Below are 17,784 nucleotides of genomic sequence, written 5' to 3' on the forward strand. Positions count from 1 at the left end.
CTTCAAAAGAATCTGTTTGTGCGTTAAATGTGACGCACATCACATGCCAATCGTGCCCGAAACGGCGTTTGTTGACAAATTGTTAAGACGCAAGGCGGCCTCCGCAGCTGTGGAAACAGACGCGCTCAATACTTCAACTTATTGATTTAAATGACCATCCGGCCGCCGCCACGGCGTTGTTCCGGGGTCTGCACACCCTGAAACCGTTCATCGGCCCCGATAGTGGGTAGCGCACCGGGACCGAACCCACCGACCGCTTCGCAATGCGGGTCAGTAGCTGACACGCTACGTCACAACATGCGCACGGTATGTGACGCAGGTGACGAAATCATGCAATCCGTCACCACACGTCTTCCAGCTTCTGCGGCTTGCACGCCACCCAGGAGGCGCACAACAACACCAGCGCACACACCAGCAGGAACCCGAACGGCAGGTACCACGCTCCGCTGATCGCATGCAGCCAGCCGAACAGGAACGGCCCCAGGCAGCTGAAGGCATAGCCCACACCCTGCATGAAACCCGACAACGCCGCCGAACCGGCCGGCGTGCGCGTGCGCAGGTTGATCAGCGTCAGCGCCAGCGGGAACGTCGACGGTCCGATCCCCAGCAACACCGCCCACAGCCACGGGGCCTTCATCGGCGCAAACAACAAGCCGGCAAACGCAATCAAAAACGCGCTGAAACCGACAACCACCAACGGGAACGGGTTGCGCAACCGCACCGCCAGCGCCGGCATCGTCAACGACGGCAGCAGGCCCAGCGCCGCGAAGATCGCCACCATGATCCCGCCAAAGCGCGGCGTGGCACCGGCTTCCACCACGATGCGCGGCAGCCAGGTGAACATCGAATAGGTCATCAGCGAGGTCATGCCGAACATCAGCGCCATGCCCCAGGCCAGCGGGGTACGCCAGACCTTGCCGTGCGGCTGCGCGGCCGGGTCGGCGGCGGTGTCCAGCGGGTCCGGGTGCGGGCGGCGGCGCGCCAGCGCGATCCAGGGCAGGGCAGCGGCCACGGCGAAGATCGCCCAGATGCCCAGCGACACCCGCCAGCCGGCCTGTTCGGCCAGCGGCACGGCCAGCAGCGCTGGCACCATGGTGCCCAGCTGCAGCACCGTTATATAAAGCGTGCTCACCGTGCCCACCCGGTTGGCGAAGTAGCGCTTCACCAGCGGCGGCACCACCACGTTGCCGATGCCCATGCCGGCCAGCGCCACCACCGAGCCGAACAGCAGGCTGCCCACGCCACCGGCCATCGAACGCAGCAGCAGGCCCACCGCCGCCAGCGCCATCGCCAGCAGGGCGGTGCGTTCCAGCCCGATGCGCCGGGCCACCATCGGCGTGGTCACCCCGAACAGCGCGAACGAGGCGGTGGGCAGCATGCCCAGCACGCCGGTCATGGTGGTACCGAAGCCGAAGGTCTGGCCCAGCTGGTCCAGCAGCGGGGTGACCGAGGTCACCGCCGTACGCAGGTTCAGCGCGGCCAGCAGGATGGCGGAAAATGCCAGCACGCGTCCGCGCAGCAGGGACGTGGAATGGGGGGCGGCAGGGGTCATGGCAGGAATCTCTTGCAGGTGGCGCGGCGCGTGTGGGGGTGTAGCGGAGTGCGGGCGCTGCCGCATTGTACGCGCGGTAGAGCCACGCCCTGCGTGGCTGTTTCCGGACGACAAATACAAAAAAGCCCGGAGGACAGATGTCTTCCAGGCTTCAATGTGACCACTTGTATGGTCGGGGAGACAGGATTCGAACCTGCGACCTCTACGTCCCGAACGTAGCGCTCTACCAGACTGAGCTACACCCCGTAAGGAGCCGCCTATTGTATCGATCCCACCCTTCGGCGGCAAGGGGGACCGTTCGTTCACCTTCGGATGCCGTGTCGCCACGACCTTGACAAAAAAGCCTGGAAATCGTGTTTCCACGCTTCAATGCGACCACCGGAGTGGTCGGGGAGACAGGATTCGAACCTGCGACCTCTACGTCCCGAACGTAGCGCTCTACCAGACTGAGCTACACCCCGAAGGAGCCGACAAGGATACGGTGTGAAGGGATTATCGGCAACCTTTTTTTACGAGGAGAACCGACCAATGGTCGGTTCCTACCGCGCGTTGCGGTCGGCCGCGCCAGCCTCACGCGCTTCGAACCACATGCCATTGAGGATGGCGGCGGCCGAGGCCAGGCCGGTGCCGAGGATCCAGGCGAAATACCACATGTGTTTTCTCCCAATGTGTACCGACCAACGGTCGGTACCTACCGTTCAATGTACCGACCGTTGGTCGGTACGACCGTATCAATATGCGTTCGGGTTGTCGGCCATGTCTTCGGCCGTAGTCTTGCCCTTCATCACCCGGTAGACCCAGCTGGTGTAGGCGATGATGATCGGCAGGAAGATCACCGTGGCCACCAGCATGATGAACAGCGTGAGCTGGCTGGAGGACGCATCCCACACCGTCAGGCTGCCGCTGGGCTGGCTGGACGACGGCAACAGGAACGGGAAGATCGCAAAGCCTACGGTGAGGATGATGCCGGCAATCGACGCGCCCGAGGCCAGGAACGCGGCCATGCCGCGGCGGGCCCGCAGCAGCACGGCGCTGGCCAATGCACCGGCCAGGCCCAGCAGCGGGAACACCAGGGTCAGCGGCATGCTGCTGTAGTTGCGCAGCCAGCCACCGGCGGCCGTGCCCACCGCAGCGGTCTTCAACAGCGGGTTGGTCGGGCCGTCGGTGACTACCTGCGAGGTGATCTCATAACCCGGCAGGCCAAAGGCCACCCAGGCACCGCCTGCAGCGAACAGCACGAAGCTGACCAGTGCGGCAATGCTGCCGTAACGCGCCGAACGTTCGGCCACCGGGCCGTCGGTCTTGAGCACCAGCATGGCCGCTCCGTGCGACACCATCATCGCCACGCCCACCAGTCCGGCCAGCAGCGCGAACGGGGTGAGCAGGCCGAAGAACGAACCGGTGTAGAAGATGCGCATGCTGTCATCGAAGTGGTACGGCACGCCCAGCAGCACGTTGCCCACCGCCACGCTGGCAATCAGCGCCGGCAGCAGCCCACCTGCGAACAGCACCCAGTCCCACGTGTCGCGCCAGCGCTTGCTGGGCATCTTGCTGCGGTACTTGAAGCCGACCGGTCGCAGGATCAGCCCGAACAGCATGGCGAAGATGGCCAGATAGAAGCCGGAGAAGCTCACCGCATACAGCGGCGGCCAGGCGGCGAAGATCGCGCCGCCGCCCAGCACCAGCCATACCTGGTTGCCTTCCCACACCGGGCCTACGGTGTTGATCACCGTGCGCCGCTCCTCATCGGTTCTGGCCACGAACGGGAGCAGGGTGCCCACGCCCAGGTCGAAACCGTCCATCACCGCCCAGCCGACCAGCAGGATGCCGAGCAGCAGCCACCAGATCACGCGCAGCGTGGTGTAATCAAGTCCAAGAATATCCATCTGGGTTCTCCTGCCTTATGCCTGGCCGGGGGCCGGCGCGGCGGCATGGTGGGGAAGCGGGGTGCGCGAAGGCTGCAGCGACGGAAGGATGTCGGCCGGGCCGGTGCGGATCGTCTTGAGCATCAGCTTCACCTCGATGACCAGCAGCACCGTATAGGTCAGCGTGAACACCGCCAGCGTGGTCAGGATCTCATGCAGGGCCAGACCGGAGGCGGCATAGAAGGTGGGCAGTACGCCATCCACCGCCCACGGCTGGCGACCGTATTCGGCCACGAACCAGCCACATTCGATCGCGATCCACGGCGCCGGGATCGACCACACCGCCAACCGCAGGAACCAGCGCTTCTCGTGGAAGGTGTTGCGGCAGGAGAAGTAGAAGGCCACCGCAAAGAACGCGATCAGGTAGAAGCCCAGCCCGGCCATGATGCGGAACGTCCAGAACAGCGGCGCAACGCGCGGCACGGTATCCATCGCCGCCTTGGAGATTTCCTCCGGGGTGGCGTTGAGGATGTCATCGCGGTAACGCTTGAGCAGCAGGCCATGGCCCAGATCCTGCCAGTGGCGGTCGAACATCTCGCGCGCCTCGACATCGTTCTTGTCCTTGCGCACGCGCTCCAGCGCCCCGTACGCCAGCTGCCCGCCCTTGATGCGGTGCTCGGCGCGTTCCACCAGTTCCAGGATGCCCGGAATGGGCTGGTTGAACGAACGCGTGGCGATCAGGCCCATCAGGTACGGAATCTTGATGGCGAAATCGTTCTGCTGGGTCTGCTGGTTGGGAATGCCGAACGCGGTGAAATCGGCCGGGGCACGTTCGGTTTCCCACATCGCCTCGATCGCGGCCAGCTTCATCTTCTGGTGTTCGCTGGCGGCATAGCCGCTTTCGTCACCCAGCACCACCACCGACAGCGACGACAGCAGGCCGAAGGCCGCTGCCACCGCGAACGAACGGCGCGCCATGTCCTTGTGCTTGTCGCGCAGCAGGTAGAACGCGCTGATGCCCATCACGAAGATCGCGCCGGTCACGTAGCCCGCGCTGACCGTATGCACGAACTTGGCCTGCGCCACCGGGTTGAACAGCACGGCGGCGAAATCCACCACCTCCATGCGCATCGTGTCCGGGTTGAACACCGCGCCGGTGGGGTTCTGCATCCAGCCGTTGGCGATCAGGATCCACACCGCCGACAGGTTGGTGCCCAGCGCCATGAACCAGGTCACCGCCAGGTGCTTGACCGGGCTCAGCCGCTTCCAGCCGAAGAAGAACAGGCCCACCAGCGTGGCTTCCAGGAAGAACGCCATCAGCCCTTCAATGGCCAGCGGCGCGCCGAAGATATCGCCCACGTAATGGCTGTAGTAGGACCAGTTCATGCCGAACTGGAACTCCATCACCAGGCCGGTGGCCACGCCGATGGCGAAGTTGATGCCGAACAGCGTGCCCCAGAACAGGGTCATCTGGCGCCAGACCGGCTTGCGGGTCATGACGTACACGCTTTCCATGATGGCCACCAGGAACGACAGGCCAAGCGTGAGAGGGACGAAAAGGAAGTGGTACATCGCGGTCAAAGCGAATTGCAGCCGCGACAGTTCTACGACTGTCGAATCGATCATGGCCTGGCTACCTCGTTGGGGGTTTTGCCGTATCAGGTGGCGGGAAGGGGTCTACGGGATGAATTCTGTGACCAGCAACTTCAAACAGCCTTGATTGAGATCAATGTATGAACAGGCAGATGCGAGGATCGTGGGCAGCCCCCACTGCGACCGCGTGCCGCACGGGGAGGGTACGCCGGCGCCCATTACAATGGTCGGCACCTCCCTGTGGCCGCCAGTGACCCGCTTTGAGCATACCCCCCGACGCGCCCGCCATCGAGTCCACCGGCCTTCGCCGCCAACGCCTGCAGTGGCTCGACGGCCTGGCCGCCAGCGCCCGCAGCCGCAAGCGCCTGGCCGCGTTGTGTATCTGCACGTCCGGCGCGCTGCTGATCGGACAGGCCGCGGCCATTGCCTGGCTGATCCAGACGGTGCTGGTGGAGCGCCGTCCGTTGGCGGCCGCCACCCCGGTGCTGCTGGGCCTGCTGGCCATACTGGCGGTGCGCGCCCTGCTGGGCAGCGCCACCCAGGCCGCCGCCGGCGATGTGGCCGATGCGGCCCGGCTGACCCTGCGCGAGCGTATCTATCGCCGGCTGATGGCGCTGGGCCCGCTGTGGCTGCGCCAGCAGCGCACCGGCGAGCTGGGCGAGCTGATGCTGGCCCACAGCGACGCGGTCGAGAGCTACTACGCCGGCTACCAGCCGGTGAAGACCGAAGTCGTGGTCGTTCCGCTGCTGATCCTGCTGGCCGTGGCCTGGGTGGATTGGGTGGTGGCGCTGATCCTGCTGTTCACCGCGCCGCTGGTGCCGTTCTTCATGATGCTGGTGGGCTGGGGCGCCGAAGCGGCCGGGCGGGCGCAGCTGGGCGAGCTGGCGCGGATGAGCGGGCATTTTGCCGATCGCATCAAGGGGCTGGGGCTGCTCCGCCTGTACGGGCGCGGTGAAGCGGAGCTGGAAGGCGTGGCTGCTGCGGCAGAGGGGGTGCGCGAGCGCAGCATGAAGGTGCTGCGGATCGCCTTCCTGTCTTCCACCGTGCTGGAGTTCTTCGCCTCGGTGAGCGTGGCGATGGTCGCGCTGTACCTGGGTTTGAGCTACCTGGGCCTGATGTCGCTGCACGCGGCAGTGCCCACGCTGGGGGCGGGCATGTTCTGCCTGCTGCTGGCGCCGGAGTTCTATGCGCCGCTGCGGCGGCTGGCCGCGCATTACCACGACCGCGCCAATGCGCTGGCTGCTGCTGCTGAAGTGGAGCGGCTGCTCGGCGAGTTGCCCGGGCAGCAGGCGGCGGGCGAGGGCGCAATCGCTCCGGTGCGCGCGCCCGAGCTGGTGGAGCAGCACGCCCCGCCGGTGGTGGTGCGTGACCTCGTGCTGCGGCCCCTGGGGGCCGATCACGACGTGGTGCAGCAGCTTTCGTTCCAGATCGAAGCGGGCCAGCGCCTGGCGCTGGTGGGGCCGAGCGGTAGCGGCAAGAGCACCCTGCTGGAAGCGTTGGCCGGCTGGCTGCCGCCGCGCGAAGGCAGCATCGTGCTGCGTCCCGGGCTGGAGGTCGGCTATGCCGGCCAGCGCCCCTACCTGTTCCACGGCAGCATCGCCGACAACCTGCGCCTGGCCGATCCCGGCGTGAGCGATGCGCGCCTGCAGGCGGTGGCCGAAGCGGCCCAGGTGATGCGCTTCGCCGCGCACCTGCCCGAGGGGCTGGATACGGTGATCGGCGAACGGGGGTTCGGGCTCTCCGGCGGTGAGGCCCGCCGCATCGGCCTGGCCCGGCTGCTGCTGCGTGACCCGCAGCTGTTGCTGCTGGACGAGCCGACTGCGTTTCTCGATCCCGATACCGAAGCGGCGCTGCTGCAGACATTGGCCGCGTTCGCGCGCGACCGCGCGGTGATCATTGCAACCCACAGCGAGACCGCGATGCGCTGGGCCGACACGCGGCTGGTCCTGACCGCCGCCGGGCGCGCGCAGGTAGAAGGGGAACTCGCATGAACGCCTCCCGCCTCGATTCGCTGAAACAGGTATTCGCCCGCCATCGCGGCCGCCTCCTGCTTACCGTGCTGCTGCTGTGGATTACCATGCTCGCTGGCACCGCGCTGCTTGGCCTGTCCGGTGGCTTCCTCACCGCCGCCGCGCTGGCCGGTGCGGCCGGGCTGGGCGGCGGCTTCAACTTTTTCTCGCCCTCGGCCGGGATTCGCGGCCTGACCATGGCGCGCATCGTCTCGCGCTATTTCGAAAAGCTGGTTGGGCACGACGTCACCCTGCGCATCGCCCGCGACCTGCGCGTGTGGTTCTTCCGCCGCGCGTTGCCGCTGGCGCCGGCCCGATTGGCGGGGGTGCGTACCGGCGATCTGCTGGCGCGCCTGATGTCGGACATCGGCGAAGTGGATGGCCTGTTGGTACGCGCCATCGGGCCGTTGCTGGCGCTGGGCGGTGTTTCGTTGGTGGCGGTGCTGTCGGCAGCACTGATCTATCCGCCGGCTGCGCTGCTGCTGGGGGTACTGACGCTGTCGATCGGCGTCGGCGTGCCGTGGTTGACCGTGCGCGGAGCCGGCGCGCACGAAACCGACCGCGCGCTGCACCGTGCGAAGTTGCGCGCGCAGTCGTTCGAAGGACTGGAAGGCGCGGCCGATCTGACCGCATTGCACGCCCGCGAAGACTGGAACCGCCGTGTGCTGGTGGCAGCCAGGCAGCTGCGTGCGCGCGACCGGCGGCGGCGCTGGCGGCTGGTGGCAGGCAACGCGTTGCATGGGGTGTGCGCAGGCGTTGGGCTGGTCGGCATGCTGTGGGTGGCGCTGGGCGGGTTCGAGCGCGGCGCGATCGACGCCGCAATCGCCTCTGCGCTGGTGTTTCTGACTGTTGCGTTGATCGAACTGTGGGCCGGCATCGGGTTGGCGTGGCAATCGTGGTTGTCCGGCAGGGTGGCGGCGGCACGGCTGGAGGCCATTGTGGATCAACCCGCGGGTGTGGACGACGTTGACGTGCCGCTGGCGCTGCCTGCGCAGACGGGTGAACTGACGCTGGAAAACGTCAGCTTCCGCTGGCCGGGCCAGGCCCGTGCGTTGCTGGAGGGCGTGCAGCTGCGCGTTGCGCCCGGCGAGCGCATCGCCATTGGTGGCGACAGTGGCAGTGGCAAGACCACGTTGTCTTCGCTGCTGTTACGGTTGTGGGACCCTGACGCAGGGCGCGTGCTGTACGGCGGGCAGGACATCCGCAGCCTGGCCCAGGCCGACTGGCACCGGCAGATCGCGTGGTTACCGCAGCATGCGCCGGTGTTTGCCGGACGTATTGCCGACAATCTGCGACTGGGCGATGCGGATGCGAGCGACGCGCGGCTGTGGCAGGTGTTGGCCGAGGTGCGCCTGCAGGCCTGGGCCGAACGACTGGGTGGATTGCAGGCGTGGGTGGGCGAGAACGGCGCCACCCTGTCTGCCGGGCAGGCAAGGCGGCTGGCGCTGGCACGAGCTCTTCTGCGCCGGTCCCCCATCCTGTTGCTGGACGAGCCGACAGAAGGATTGGATGTGGATACCGCGCATGCGTTGCTGCAGGACATGGTGGCCGCGTTGGACGGACGCAGTCTGGTGATGATTACCCATGACGTATTGCCGCACGGGATCGTGCATCGGCGTTATCGGTTGGATGCGGGTGCGCTGGGGCTGCCACCCTTATGACCGCAGTGACGTCCTCAACCTCGCGGGGACAGCGCTGACCGTTTGCTGGCCAGCGCTGTCCTGTTCGTTGGGCTGGCTCGAGCTCAGCTCACTGGGTTCGGGCCCACGTGCTTGAGCCGCTGAGCGCGGAACAGGTTGCTGCTCCTCACCGCGGCAAGCAGATTCTCCAGTTGGTCGGCATTGGCGGCCAATTTGGGCCGGAGGAACTGGTGCGCCTCGGCGCGCGCCTGCGGCACCGGCGTCGCTGGCGGTGAAGGCGGCGGAGTGGTTCCCGTCGGCGCCACCACCGCCGGCGAGGCTCCACCCGCGCCGGTGCCCGTTCCGGCACCCGCACCCGCACCCAGATCCACGGAGCTGCGCGGACTGGGCCCGGTCGACCGAACCGACAGCGAAATGGGGGCCGGCGCTGCGGCCGCCGATGCCGCCACGCCGGGTCCTGCTGCAGCGGCGCCCTTGCCCGCCGCCGCCGCGGCCGCCGCGGCTTTGCCGCCTGCTGCTGCGCCGCTGCCGAATTTTGCCTTGACCCACCCGCCGAAATTCTTCAATCCGCTGAACATCTGCGGCGACATGCTTGTGGCAAAACCCACCAGGCCGGCGGCCATGCCTGCGTAGTACAAGTTGTTGTCGTTTTTGAGCACCCCTGTAACCTGCAGTCCCACCCCTGCTGCTTGTACGAGCACACCCACGGCACCCGCTACCAGTGCCACCGACAGACCGCCGGTCCAAGGCAATGAGAACAGGGATATCGCGGCCATCACCGCACTTCCGGCCACACCCAGCCACGCCAGAAAGTCGCTCCTTCCCTCCTGCTTGGGCTCTTCAATGTAGTCCGGCCCCTCCTGGTAATGACCGCTGGGGTCGCGGAACAGCACCGGGTTGCCCCTGCAGTACATGTAGGTATTGATCCCGCCCTCCCCGAAGGGGCTCAGTGTGTCCGGGCTGTGGAACCGCATCAACACCGGGTTGTACGCGCGGTAGCCGTTTCCAAGCAGATAACACCCGGTAGCTTCACGCCGTTCGCCGTTGTAGCCCAGGTGGCTGCCTCCGGCGTCGGCGCTTTCGCCATACGCGCTGTATACCCGCTGCAGCAGCTGCTGACCGTGCAGCTCGGCGATCACGCTGCCGATCGCGCTGGCCAGCAACAGCCGGGTCGAGCCCGGCAGGTCGGCCTGGTGCTCTGCCAGCGGCGTGTCGTCCACGTGCAGATAGTGCAGGGTGGCGCCCGCGCTGACCTCATGGTGCAGGCGGTAGCCTTCATAGAAGCGCTGGATCTCGTTGCCGGCGCCATCAAACTGGCTGCTCAGGTGGTCATAGCCGTTGTAGTGGAAGCGTTCCAGCACGTTTCCGGAGGGCCCTCCGCCGACCTCCAGCAGCCGGCCCAGGCAGTCGTAGCGCAGGGTGCGGCCCTGCTCGTCATTGAGCATGTTGCCGTCCGCGTCGTAACGGTACTCCTCCAGTGCGTAGTCCGCATGGTCATGGGTCACCGTGATCAGCTGGCAGGGGTCTTCGCTGCTGTAGGTGTACCGCGCCCGATCCATGCCGCCGGCCGCAAACCGCGTGGTGCACATGCGCGGATTATCCAACGCGTCGTACGTGAAAGCCTGCATGGATATGGCGTTGCCATGGCGGTCCACCGGCAGGCTGTCGCCGGCGCACTGCTGAATCTGCAGGCGCCCGCGCAGGTCGTAGGTAAAGGTTTCTTCCAGCTGCACGACGCCGTCCAGTGTCTGCACCCGCCGCGCAATCTGGTTGTCGCCGCGCCAGTCCTGGATCTGTTCCAGCACCTGACCGGCTGCGTCGATGCTGCGCCGGATTTCGCGGCCGAATCCATCGTAAGCCTGCCGGGTCACCACCCGTTCGCCGCTGATCGTGTCGTCGGTGGTGGTGCGCTGCAGCCGACCGAATGCGTCGTACCGGAAGCGCGCCACCAGCCCGCCCTGCGTGGTGCGCACCAGTTGACCCTTCGCATTGTAGGTGGACACGGTCTCCACGTCGCCACCTTTGGGCCCGGTGTCCAGTCGCCGCATCTGCAACCCGAGCCGCGACGCGGTGAAATGACTGGCATGCACGGTCTGTTCACCGCGCAGGCGGCGTTCGGCCACCAACTGGCCACTGGCACTGTAGTCGTAGACCTGGCTGCCGGTGTCGTTGTGGGCTGCGGTGACCATACCGCTCTTCGGGTGGTAGTCGAAGCGCGCAGTGTCATCGGTGCTCAGGATGGCCTGCGGCGAGTCGACCAGGCTGCGTTGGTAGGTATATTCGATGGTCTCGCCGGCGGCCGTGATCCGCTGGTGTACCTGCGGGTGCCCCCCCTCGTAGAGGTACTGCTCCCGACGTCCGCCCACGGTTCGAGTCGACAACCGCGACAGGCCGTCGAAGGTCTGTTCGCCGACCAGGACGGTGGGCAGTTCGGCTTCGACATCGGTGACCTGCAGCCGCGTTGGCATGGAGTCCACCGTGTGCGGTGCGTAACCGCGCTCGACCAGGGTGCCGTCGGGCAGGGTGGTGCCGATCACCCGACCCCAGACGTCGTAGTCGAAGCGGGTCACCCGTTCCTCGTTGTCGCCCAGATCGTCGCGCGATTCCACGCAGTTCCCCAGGCCGTCGAAATATCGTGTCACCGTGAACACGGCGTTGCCTTCTGCGTCCTGTCGTTCTTCCTTGGCGGCCTTGCCGGAGAGAGTGAACCACATCACCTCCACGTTGCTGCGCTGGGGAGGGGTAGAGGCGCTTTCCAGCCAGTGCCGCTGCACCTCGCCCACTCCACCGAACGGGGAACGCTCATGGATCTCGCTCACGCCATCGGGCGTGGTGGTGCGGCGTCGTTGGCCCCAATCGTTGTATTCATGCTGGCTGACCAGTTCCAGGTCGGTTTCGCCGTGCCAGTCGACGTGCGTCTCACAGACCACCTGGTCCAGGCTGTTGTGCCGGGCCCGATACACCGTGCGGAAGGCAGCATCTGCGGGCGCCAGGCCGCGCGCCGCCGCCGCGTCCACGTCCTGGCATTCTTCCAGGATCGCACGGGACAGGCCGTCGAACCAGGTGCGTGTGGTGATCTGCGCGGCATTGATGACTTCCTGCCAGGCCTGATCGTCGCTGCGCCCAGTTTCGCCAATCAGGTGGTAGACATAGCGGCGCGACGCTTCAAAGGGCGTGCCCGGGGACACCGTTTCGAGCGTCACTCGACCCAACGCATCGTACGCATACTCGAAGATGGCACCGTCAGCCGTCTGCGCCCGCAGGGTATTTCCGTTGAGTACTGAATGCTCTTCGACCGCGGTCTGCACGCTGCCGTCGAAGCCGGTCACGGTCTCGGTGATTTCCAGCACGTCCGCGCCCAGCCGCGCATTGGTGAACGCACGATAGTCGTGGGCGGTGGTGGTGCTCAGTCCGTTCATCGTTTCCACCGTGGTGCGCGCACGACCCAAACGCAGCTCGTCGGCCGGATCTTCGAACCAGGTCCGCGTCGCACGGCGGACTTCCCGGTTATCTGCATCCACCTGGACCTGCACGTCCTCGTGCTCCAGCAGGAACCTGTCGGCGTGCGCGCCGTCCAGGGCACTCAGTGCGGTATAGGTGCGCGTGCTGCACAACGTCGGTGCGTTTCCGTACTCCGAAGGCGCAGGGTGGCGGGTGCGGGTGTGCAGGCTGCGCACGAAGCCCTCCGGGTCGGGCGGGCAGTGCTGGCCCGACCCGGAGGCCGGGTAATAGGTATTGACCTCGCGGACGCCGTCGGCGGTGATCCGTTCGACAAGGTTGCCGTGGTCGTCGAAGCGTGTTTCTTCCACCTCTTCGCGAGCCTGGGTGGGGTCGTCGGTCAGCTCCCAGCGTCTCACCACGGTCTTGGGCAACTGGCAGTAAGGCGGTTGCTCAGCAAACGGTTTGTTGCGGTTTTCATCGGTGTCGGCGTAGTGGGTGGTGGTGACGCGGGTGACGCAGTTGCCCTGCGTGCTGACCTCCTCCACCTGCAGGTGGAACCGGTTGAAGGTGCGCTCCACGCTGCGCTGCAGCGCGCCGTCCGCCCACAGCTCGATCGTGGTGCCGTAGTGGAAATCGGGGCTGGCCCGGTACAGATTGTCGCGGCCGTCGTCGGGATAGTCGTCCAGCGCGCCCTGGCCGAGGAAGTTTCCGGCCGGGTGGCTGCGGGTACTGCGGTACTGGTAGCGGGTTTCCATGGGCGGCTGGCCAAAGCCGGGCTCCAGCAGATGGCGGGTCACCCGCGGCACCGCTGGCCTGGCGTCGCCCGGAAACCGGTGGCCCTCGTCGCCACCGGTGAAATACGAAACGACTTCATGAGAGCCGGTAGGCGACCACAGCTCCGTGAGGTGGACGTAGTCGTTGTGGACCTCGTAGGCCAGCTGCCAGCAGGCCTCTTCCTGGGTTGGCAGGATGATCTTATCGACCCAGCCATCGCCATTGAGGGTGAGCAGGTAGCGTGCGAGCGGCGCGCCGTCCTCGCCGGCGCCCGGGAAGAACTGCAGTTCCACCTCGCTGTCGCCCGGACGAAGTACGTCCAACAAGACCCTGCCACTGTGCTCGCGCACGCTGGACAGGCGCTGGCCGCCCCGGAAAGACACGTAGTCGATGTCCAGGCGACGGCCCTCCGGCGACATCACGGTCACTGGCAGGGCCCGCGCCTTGTCAGCGCTGCCCCCGGTACGCAGCACTTCCACGCGGCCGTCGCGATGCACCACGGTGAGCTGACCGCCGCCGTCATCATGCAGGTGAAAACTGTCGAGCTTCTGTTCCTCGACGCCCAGGTCTGCGCCAGAGCCGGTGACGGTGAACGACTCCCCGTTGCTCAACGACAGCTGGTGGTCGCGCGCCCGGTACTCGGTGAGGTTCATGCTCCACCCCACACCGAAGCCTTCATCCATGGTGTTCATCGGATTGAAGGTGATTGACAACGGAAAGGTCGGTCCGGTGAGACCATTGCATTTCAGCTCCGGAACCGAGAGCGACAGGGTATACAACCCGGTGCGCGGGTCCACCCCGTGGTCGAAGTAGCTCTTGAAGTTGAATGCGTTGGAGTGCACGGAGGTCGAGGACATGGTCTGGCTCCTGGAAAAGTGCGGTCTACCGGGTCGGTGCCGGCGGCTCGGCAGAAACGGTGATGCGTACGCAGCTCAGTACCTTCAGCAGATCGTTGGTCTTGGGGTCGCCATCGACCTTGATCACACCCGGGCGGATGACGCGGTTGTTGGCCACCTTGAAAAGGTCCGGAAATTTGACGCCCTCTCCCTGGCCCTCCATCCGGGTGGGCTGCTGGTTGGTGCGCAGCTCGATCCAGCTGAGTCTCTTTTCGCAGGTATCGCCGTCGCCGAGCACGATGCGCGTAGCGGAGGGAACCATGAACAGCTGGATCGCCGTGGCATCATCGGGGCGACAGGGCGAATGTACGGCACGCAGGATGTAGGTCCAGGTGGCGCCCGTCGGAATGTTGGGCACATCCAATGTGCAGGGAACATTCTTCGAGTCGAGCAGGACGATCGTACCGACGGCATCTCGCTGCGGCGCTGCCCAGAGCGAGGCGCATAGATACCCGGTCTCGCCGTTCTCGTCGCCGTCGTGGGAGCGGGCGATGATGACCTGGTTGTCGGGGCAGGTGAACGTGGGCGCGCCACCCTCCGAGTGCTTGTACCACTCGCCTTCCGGTTGGGTCCATACCTTCTCGCCGCGCGTGTTGACTCCTCGGTGGAATTGATACCGCGAATTCCCCTCCTCGTCCTTCCAGTGATACCTGCCGGTCACGAAGGCATCCGCGGGCGCGACGAAGACGTGGTCGTGTTCCTTGTACCAAGGGGAGTGTTCCGGGTCTTTCAGGGTCACTGGCGCGCCATGCTGCATGGGTCTGCCACACAGGTACTGGGTATCGTCGTTCTCGTCGGAGTTTTCGTCGTCGCCCAGGTGGCGCTTGCGGCCGATCAACACCTTGCCAGTCTCGCACTTGAAGTCCTGCTTTGCCTCGGTTTCGGGGGGCGACCAGACAGCGTCGGGCACGATGGTGACCCGCGTTTCGGGAAGCGTCTGCGCGCCTGCATGGCACGGCATGATGGCGAGGAACGCCAGCAGTGCGAGTGTCCAATGAAGCGGAAGTGGGGTGCTGGACATGGCATGCTCCATGTGTTGGGGAGTGAGCGGGGGTGCGCCGCAGAATCAGGTTTTCTGCGTACGCACGAGGATGAGCTGGTTGCGGCTGCCGGGAATGCTCGTGTCGGCGTAGCCGATCTGCAGGCTGTGCCGGTTGCCGTCCTCGTCGCGCAGTACGTACCTCACCGGCCGGTCGAGGATGCTGCGGTAGTTGCGCAGCGCGTCGCCCTGCGACATGCCGTCGTACCAGTAGGGCAGGTCGGCGGCGCGGTGGTTGCTGACCAGCAGTTCGCCGGGCGAGGGCGGCTGCTGCCAGAAGTTGCCGTCCGGCGGTGCGTGCGCCACGCTGTTGAACAAGCCGGTGAGGTAGGGGTCGAACGACAGGCCAGCAGGCTCGGTCGGCCGGTTGCCGCCATGGACGATGGGAACGAAGGCGAACCCGGTAAAGCTGGCGAATGTCTCGTCCAGAAGCTCGCTTTCGTATTGGAGCGTGGAGGTGTTGCCTTCGATCTTGAGGCTGGAGAAACCGATCGCGACGCCCATGCGCCGGTAGCTCAGGCGCCAGAAGTCCACTGACTCCAGCATGTAGCTGAAGGCGTCGTCCTCCACGATATCGCCTTCGCCGTTCCAGACCCGGGTGTACTCGAAGGTGTAATCCTCAAGGACCGGGGTGGGGACGGCCATGCCTTGCACGCTGATGGTGTCGTTCTCGCTGATGCCCAGCGAGTCCCAGATGCGGTCATCCTTGTCAGTGAAACGTGCGAAGAATTCCGGTGTTACCGGGTTGGCCAGGTGGATGAACAGCTCCTTGCGGCGGGTGGCCTCCTCGTTTCCGCGCCGCCCCGGCGTGGGCGTCAGGGTTGCCGAAGCATACGGTCGGAACCGGTTGCGGACATCAGACGTCGCCCAGACCAAGCCGGTGTCGTGTTCGATACCTTCGGCGTCACTGTCCACGTACGGCACGTCGTGCTTGCTGCCGAGGTCCACAAGGCGAAGCGTGGCCTCCTCCACCAGGCTGATCGGAATGAAGTAGGAGACGCCATCAATGTTTACCGGGGCGGTCTCGATGGTGACCCTCACCGGGATCTGCTGCATGCCGTTGGCAAAGGCCTGTGTGCCTTGCATCGGCTCCAGCCTGAAGTCATGCACACTTTTCCAGGTGGGATGTTCGCGCAGGCGGGTGGTGAGTTCGATCACCGAAAACCCGACGAGCGTCATGCCGGCGATGGCGAGTTCGCACTCCACCACCGCAACCGGCTGCCGCGACAACGTGGCGGGCGGGGTATACACCGCCCGCCCTTCGACGGCGCTGATCTCGCCGTCGCCGTGCAGCCGCCAGGTGAACGCGTCCTGGTCGATCGAGCTGCGATGTTGGCGTACCAGGTCGTCCAGCGTGGATTGCGGTACCTGGAACTCATGTTGCCCCCGTCCGGTCAATGCACCGGTCCATGGAGGATCGAGGGCGAGTCCAGCCTTCTTGTAAAGCACGACCACTGCTTCCACGGCCTCGTTGGTGCTTTCGTCCAGTACTTCGATGCGCTGGACCAGCAGCTCTTCTTCCATGTCGGCAGGTTGCTGGTAGACCGCGTGGCCGTTGCCCAGATCGGTCAGGGTGCCCAGCGCCGGCGCCAGCAGGCGCCAGCGCAGCGTACCGCCGCTCACCGACGAGGCGGCCAGCTCGATCGGCTCCTCGGCGCCCGGGTAGGTGGTGCACGCCAGCGGGGAGACATTCAAGGATTCGAAACGGGCCATGACCAGCGCAGAGGTCTGCCGTTGCTGGCCATCCTTGATGTAGTGCGCGGTCACCACCGTGGGCAGCACATTGCTGCCCATGATGGGTTCGTCGACGGTACGATAAAGCCCGCCTGCACTGATGGAACCTGATGCGAGCGGCTTCTCGATGCTTTCGCTGCTCCACCCGGCGGCCTGGACGACGGCTCCGCTGCCGTCGCGCGCGGTGAACTGCTGGGACGCACCGTCGCGCAGGCTGATGACAAGGGGCTCGATGGTGACGAGCTCGTCGGTGGTGTCCAGGTTTCCGAATGCCACCACATCGTACGGCGTGTGGCGCGCGTTCTCTCCTTCCACGAAGGCATAGCCGCGCGGCAGAAGGCTGCTGGACAGTGCGGCGAGCTGCGTGTCGTCCACGAAGTGGGACAACCTGTGGGTGATCAGGATCGCAGCGGAGTACAGCGGCCTGCCGTCGCGCACGTCATCTGGAATCAGGTAGGGGAAGCTTGCTTCATCGCTCGGCAGCTGCACCTCGTGGTTGTCCCAGCCTTTCAGCTTCATGAAAATCAGCACGGCGCCATCGCCGTGGTTGGCGGCCCCTGTCCGTTCAGCACCCGGGGCGGCGTAGGTGAGAACGGTGAAGTCGGTGGGGCTGAGCGGTCCATGGGTACCGGCGTTGAGCAGGCCCAGGGTGTAAGTCGAGCGCTGCAGGGGAAGATCCAGCAGGTGCTCGAGCAGGAACTGGCCGATCCGCGTCTGTGCAAAGCCCGGTGTCATCAGATTGCAGCGCGGGTCACGCGGTTCGTTGAACGGGCTGATCGAAATGTGGCCCGCATCCTCCACGCTGCTGCCCGTTTCGCGCAGCTTGACTTCCATCTGCAACACGTAGTCCATCCCTTCGGTGATGCGGGCCGTGGCAAGCAGGCGGTCGGGCAGCAGGGGGGAGCGACGAATCCGGGTGACGTCGCCTCCAATCAGCGGAATGGTGAACGTTGCACGGTTGGTGCTGAATGTGGACGATTCGAACGACAGCCGTGGCGCGCCAAAGATGAGGTTGTCGAAGCGCAGCGTAATGTGCCCATCTTCATCCAGAGGCATCTCGCCACTGAGCGGTGGCAGGAAGGTGGCCGCTGAGAAAGCCGCCGTGAACTGCTGAGCGAGCATCGCGTTGAGGCGCTCCCTGCTGAAGGCCGCAACCGCCCCCCACCCATGGGTGAACGCGCCCTTCTCCAGCTGCGCCAGGATGTCATCTACCGAATGTGAAGCCATGGTGGTTCTCCCAT

At 65.7% G+C, this 17,784-nt stretch carries 9 protein-coding genes and 2 tRNA genes; 2 read left to right on the plus strand and 9 right to left on the minus strand.

All coding sequences use genetic code 11. The features are described 5' to 3' along the window. Positions 1-340 precede the first annotated feature (340 nt). The 6 genes from ACGFZ3_RS12300 to ACGFZ3_RS12325 all read right to left on the minus strand — a co-directional run bounded on the left by ACGFZ3_RS12300 (position 341) and on the right by ACGFZ3_RS12325 (position 5,043). The gene (locus ACGFZ3_RS12300; protein WP_392921298.1) at positions 341-1,552 is read right to left on the minus strand and encodes a CynX/NimT family MFS transporter; all 1,212 of its coding nucleotides are present in this window, start codon (positions 1,550-1,552) and stop codon (positions 341-343) included. Between the two features lie 169 nt (positions 1,553-1,721). Further along, a tRNA-Pro gene (locus ACGFZ3_RS12305) sits at positions 1,722-1,798 on the minus strand. A gap of 138 nt (positions 1,799-1,936) precedes the next feature. Next, positions 1,937-2,013, minus strand: a tRNA-Pro gene (locus ACGFZ3_RS12310). 78 nt (positions 2,014-2,091) lie between these two features. Further along, the gene (cydX, locus tag ACGFZ3_RS12315) at positions 2,092-2,205 is read right to left on the minus strand and encodes a cytochrome bd-I oxidase subunit CydX (protein WP_392921301.1); all 114 of its coding nucleotides are present in this window, start codon (positions 2,203-2,205) and stop codon (positions 2,092-2,094) included. Positions 2,206-2,283: 78 nt separating this feature from the next. Next, a complete protein-coding gene (gene cydB, locus ACGFZ3_RS12320) occupies positions 2,284-3,438 on the minus strand; it encodes a cytochrome d ubiquinol oxidase subunit II (RefSeq protein WP_392921304.1) in 1,155 nt (384 codons plus the stop codon). Between the two features lie 15 nt (positions 3,439-3,453). After that, complete coding sequence (locus ACGFZ3_RS12325; RefSeq protein WP_392921306.1) at positions 3,454-5,043, minus strand: cytochrome ubiquinol oxidase subunit I; 1,590 nt, start codon at positions 5,041-5,043, stop codon at positions 3,454-3,456. Positions 5,044-5,270: 227 nt separating this feature from the next. Between ACGFZ3_RS12325 and cydD the strand changes: the two genes are divergently transcribed. After that, positions 5,271-7,001: a thiol reductant ABC exporter subunit CydD gene (gene cydD, locus ACGFZ3_RS12330; RefSeq protein ID WP_392921309.1), complete on the plus strand. Its 1,731-nt coding sequence runs from the start codon at positions 5,271-5,273 to the stop codon at positions 6,999-7,001. Next, positions 6,998-8,680 carry a thiol reductant ABC exporter subunit CydC gene (gene cydC / locus ACGFZ3_RS12335; RefSeq protein WP_392921313.1) on the plus strand — a complete coding sequence of 561 codons (1,683 nt, stop codon included), beginning with the start codon at positions 6,998-7,000 and terminating at the stop codon, positions 8,678-8,680. Before cydD ends, cydC begins: the two co-directional genes overlap by 4 nt. A gap of 83 nt (positions 8,681-8,763) precedes the next feature. Here cydC and ACGFZ3_RS12340 read toward each other — a convergent pair whose 3' ends face one another. From ACGFZ3_RS12340 to ACGFZ3_RS12350, 3 genes are read right to left on the minus strand one after another with little or no spacing between them, the layout of a single operon-like run. After that, positions 8,764-13,731, minus strand: a complete 4,968-nt coding sequence (locus ACGFZ3_RS12340; RefSeq protein WP_392921316.1) for an RHS repeat domain-containing protein — start codon at positions 13,729-13,731, stop codon at positions 8,764-8,766. A 25-nt stretch (positions 13,732-13,756) separates the two neighbouring features. After that, positions 13,757-14,791, minus strand: a complete 1,035-nt coding sequence (locus ACGFZ3_RS12345; protein WP_392921319.1) for a hypothetical protein — start codon at positions 14,789-14,791, stop codon at positions 13,757-13,759. A gap of 45 nt (positions 14,792-14,836) precedes the next feature. Continuing rightward, a complete protein-coding gene (locus tag ACGFZ3_RS12350; protein WP_392921322.1) occupies positions 14,837-17,770 on the minus strand; it encodes a hypothetical protein in 2,934 nt (977 codons plus the stop codon). Positions 17,771-17,784 lie beyond the last annotated feature (14 nt).

The sequence above is a fragment of the Stenotrophomonas sp. NPDC047960 genome, assembly GCF_043204395.1.
Classification (GTDB): Bacteria; Pseudomonadota; Gammaproteobacteria; order Xanthomonadales; family Xanthomonadaceae; genus Stenotrophomonas.

Coding starts and splice junctions, on each gene's coding strand:
- ACGFZ3_RS12300 (WP_392921298.1), bottom strand. CDS start 1,552: ATGACCCCTGCCGCCCCCCATTCCACGTCCCTGCTGCGCGGACGCGTG.
- cydX (WP_392921301.1), bottom strand. CDS start 2,205: ATGTGGTATTTCGCCTGGATCCTCGGCACCGGCCTGGCCTCGGCCGCC.
- cydB (WP_392921304.1), bottom strand. CDS start 3,438: ATGGATATTCTTGGACTTGATTACACCACGCTGCGCGTGATCTGGTGG.
- ACGFZ3_RS12325 (WP_392921306.1), bottom strand. CDS start 5,043: ATGATCGATTCGACAGTCGTAGAACTGTCGCGGCTGCAATTCGCTTTG.
- cydC (WP_392921313.1), top strand. CDS start 6,998: ATGAACGCCTCCCGCCTCGATTCGCTGAAACAGGTATTCGCCCGCCAT.
- ACGFZ3_RS12340 (WP_392921316.1), bottom strand. CDS start 13,731: ATGTCCTCGACCTCCGTGCACTCCAACGCATTCAACTTCAAGAGCTAC.
- ACGFZ3_RS12345 (WP_392921319.1), bottom strand. CDS start 14,791: ATGTCCAGCACCCCACTTCCGCTTCATTGGACACTCGCACTGCTGGCG.
- ACGFZ3_RS12350 (WP_392921322.1), bottom strand. CDS start 17,770: ATGGCTTCACATTCGGTAGATGACATCCTGGCGCAGCTGGAGAAGGGC.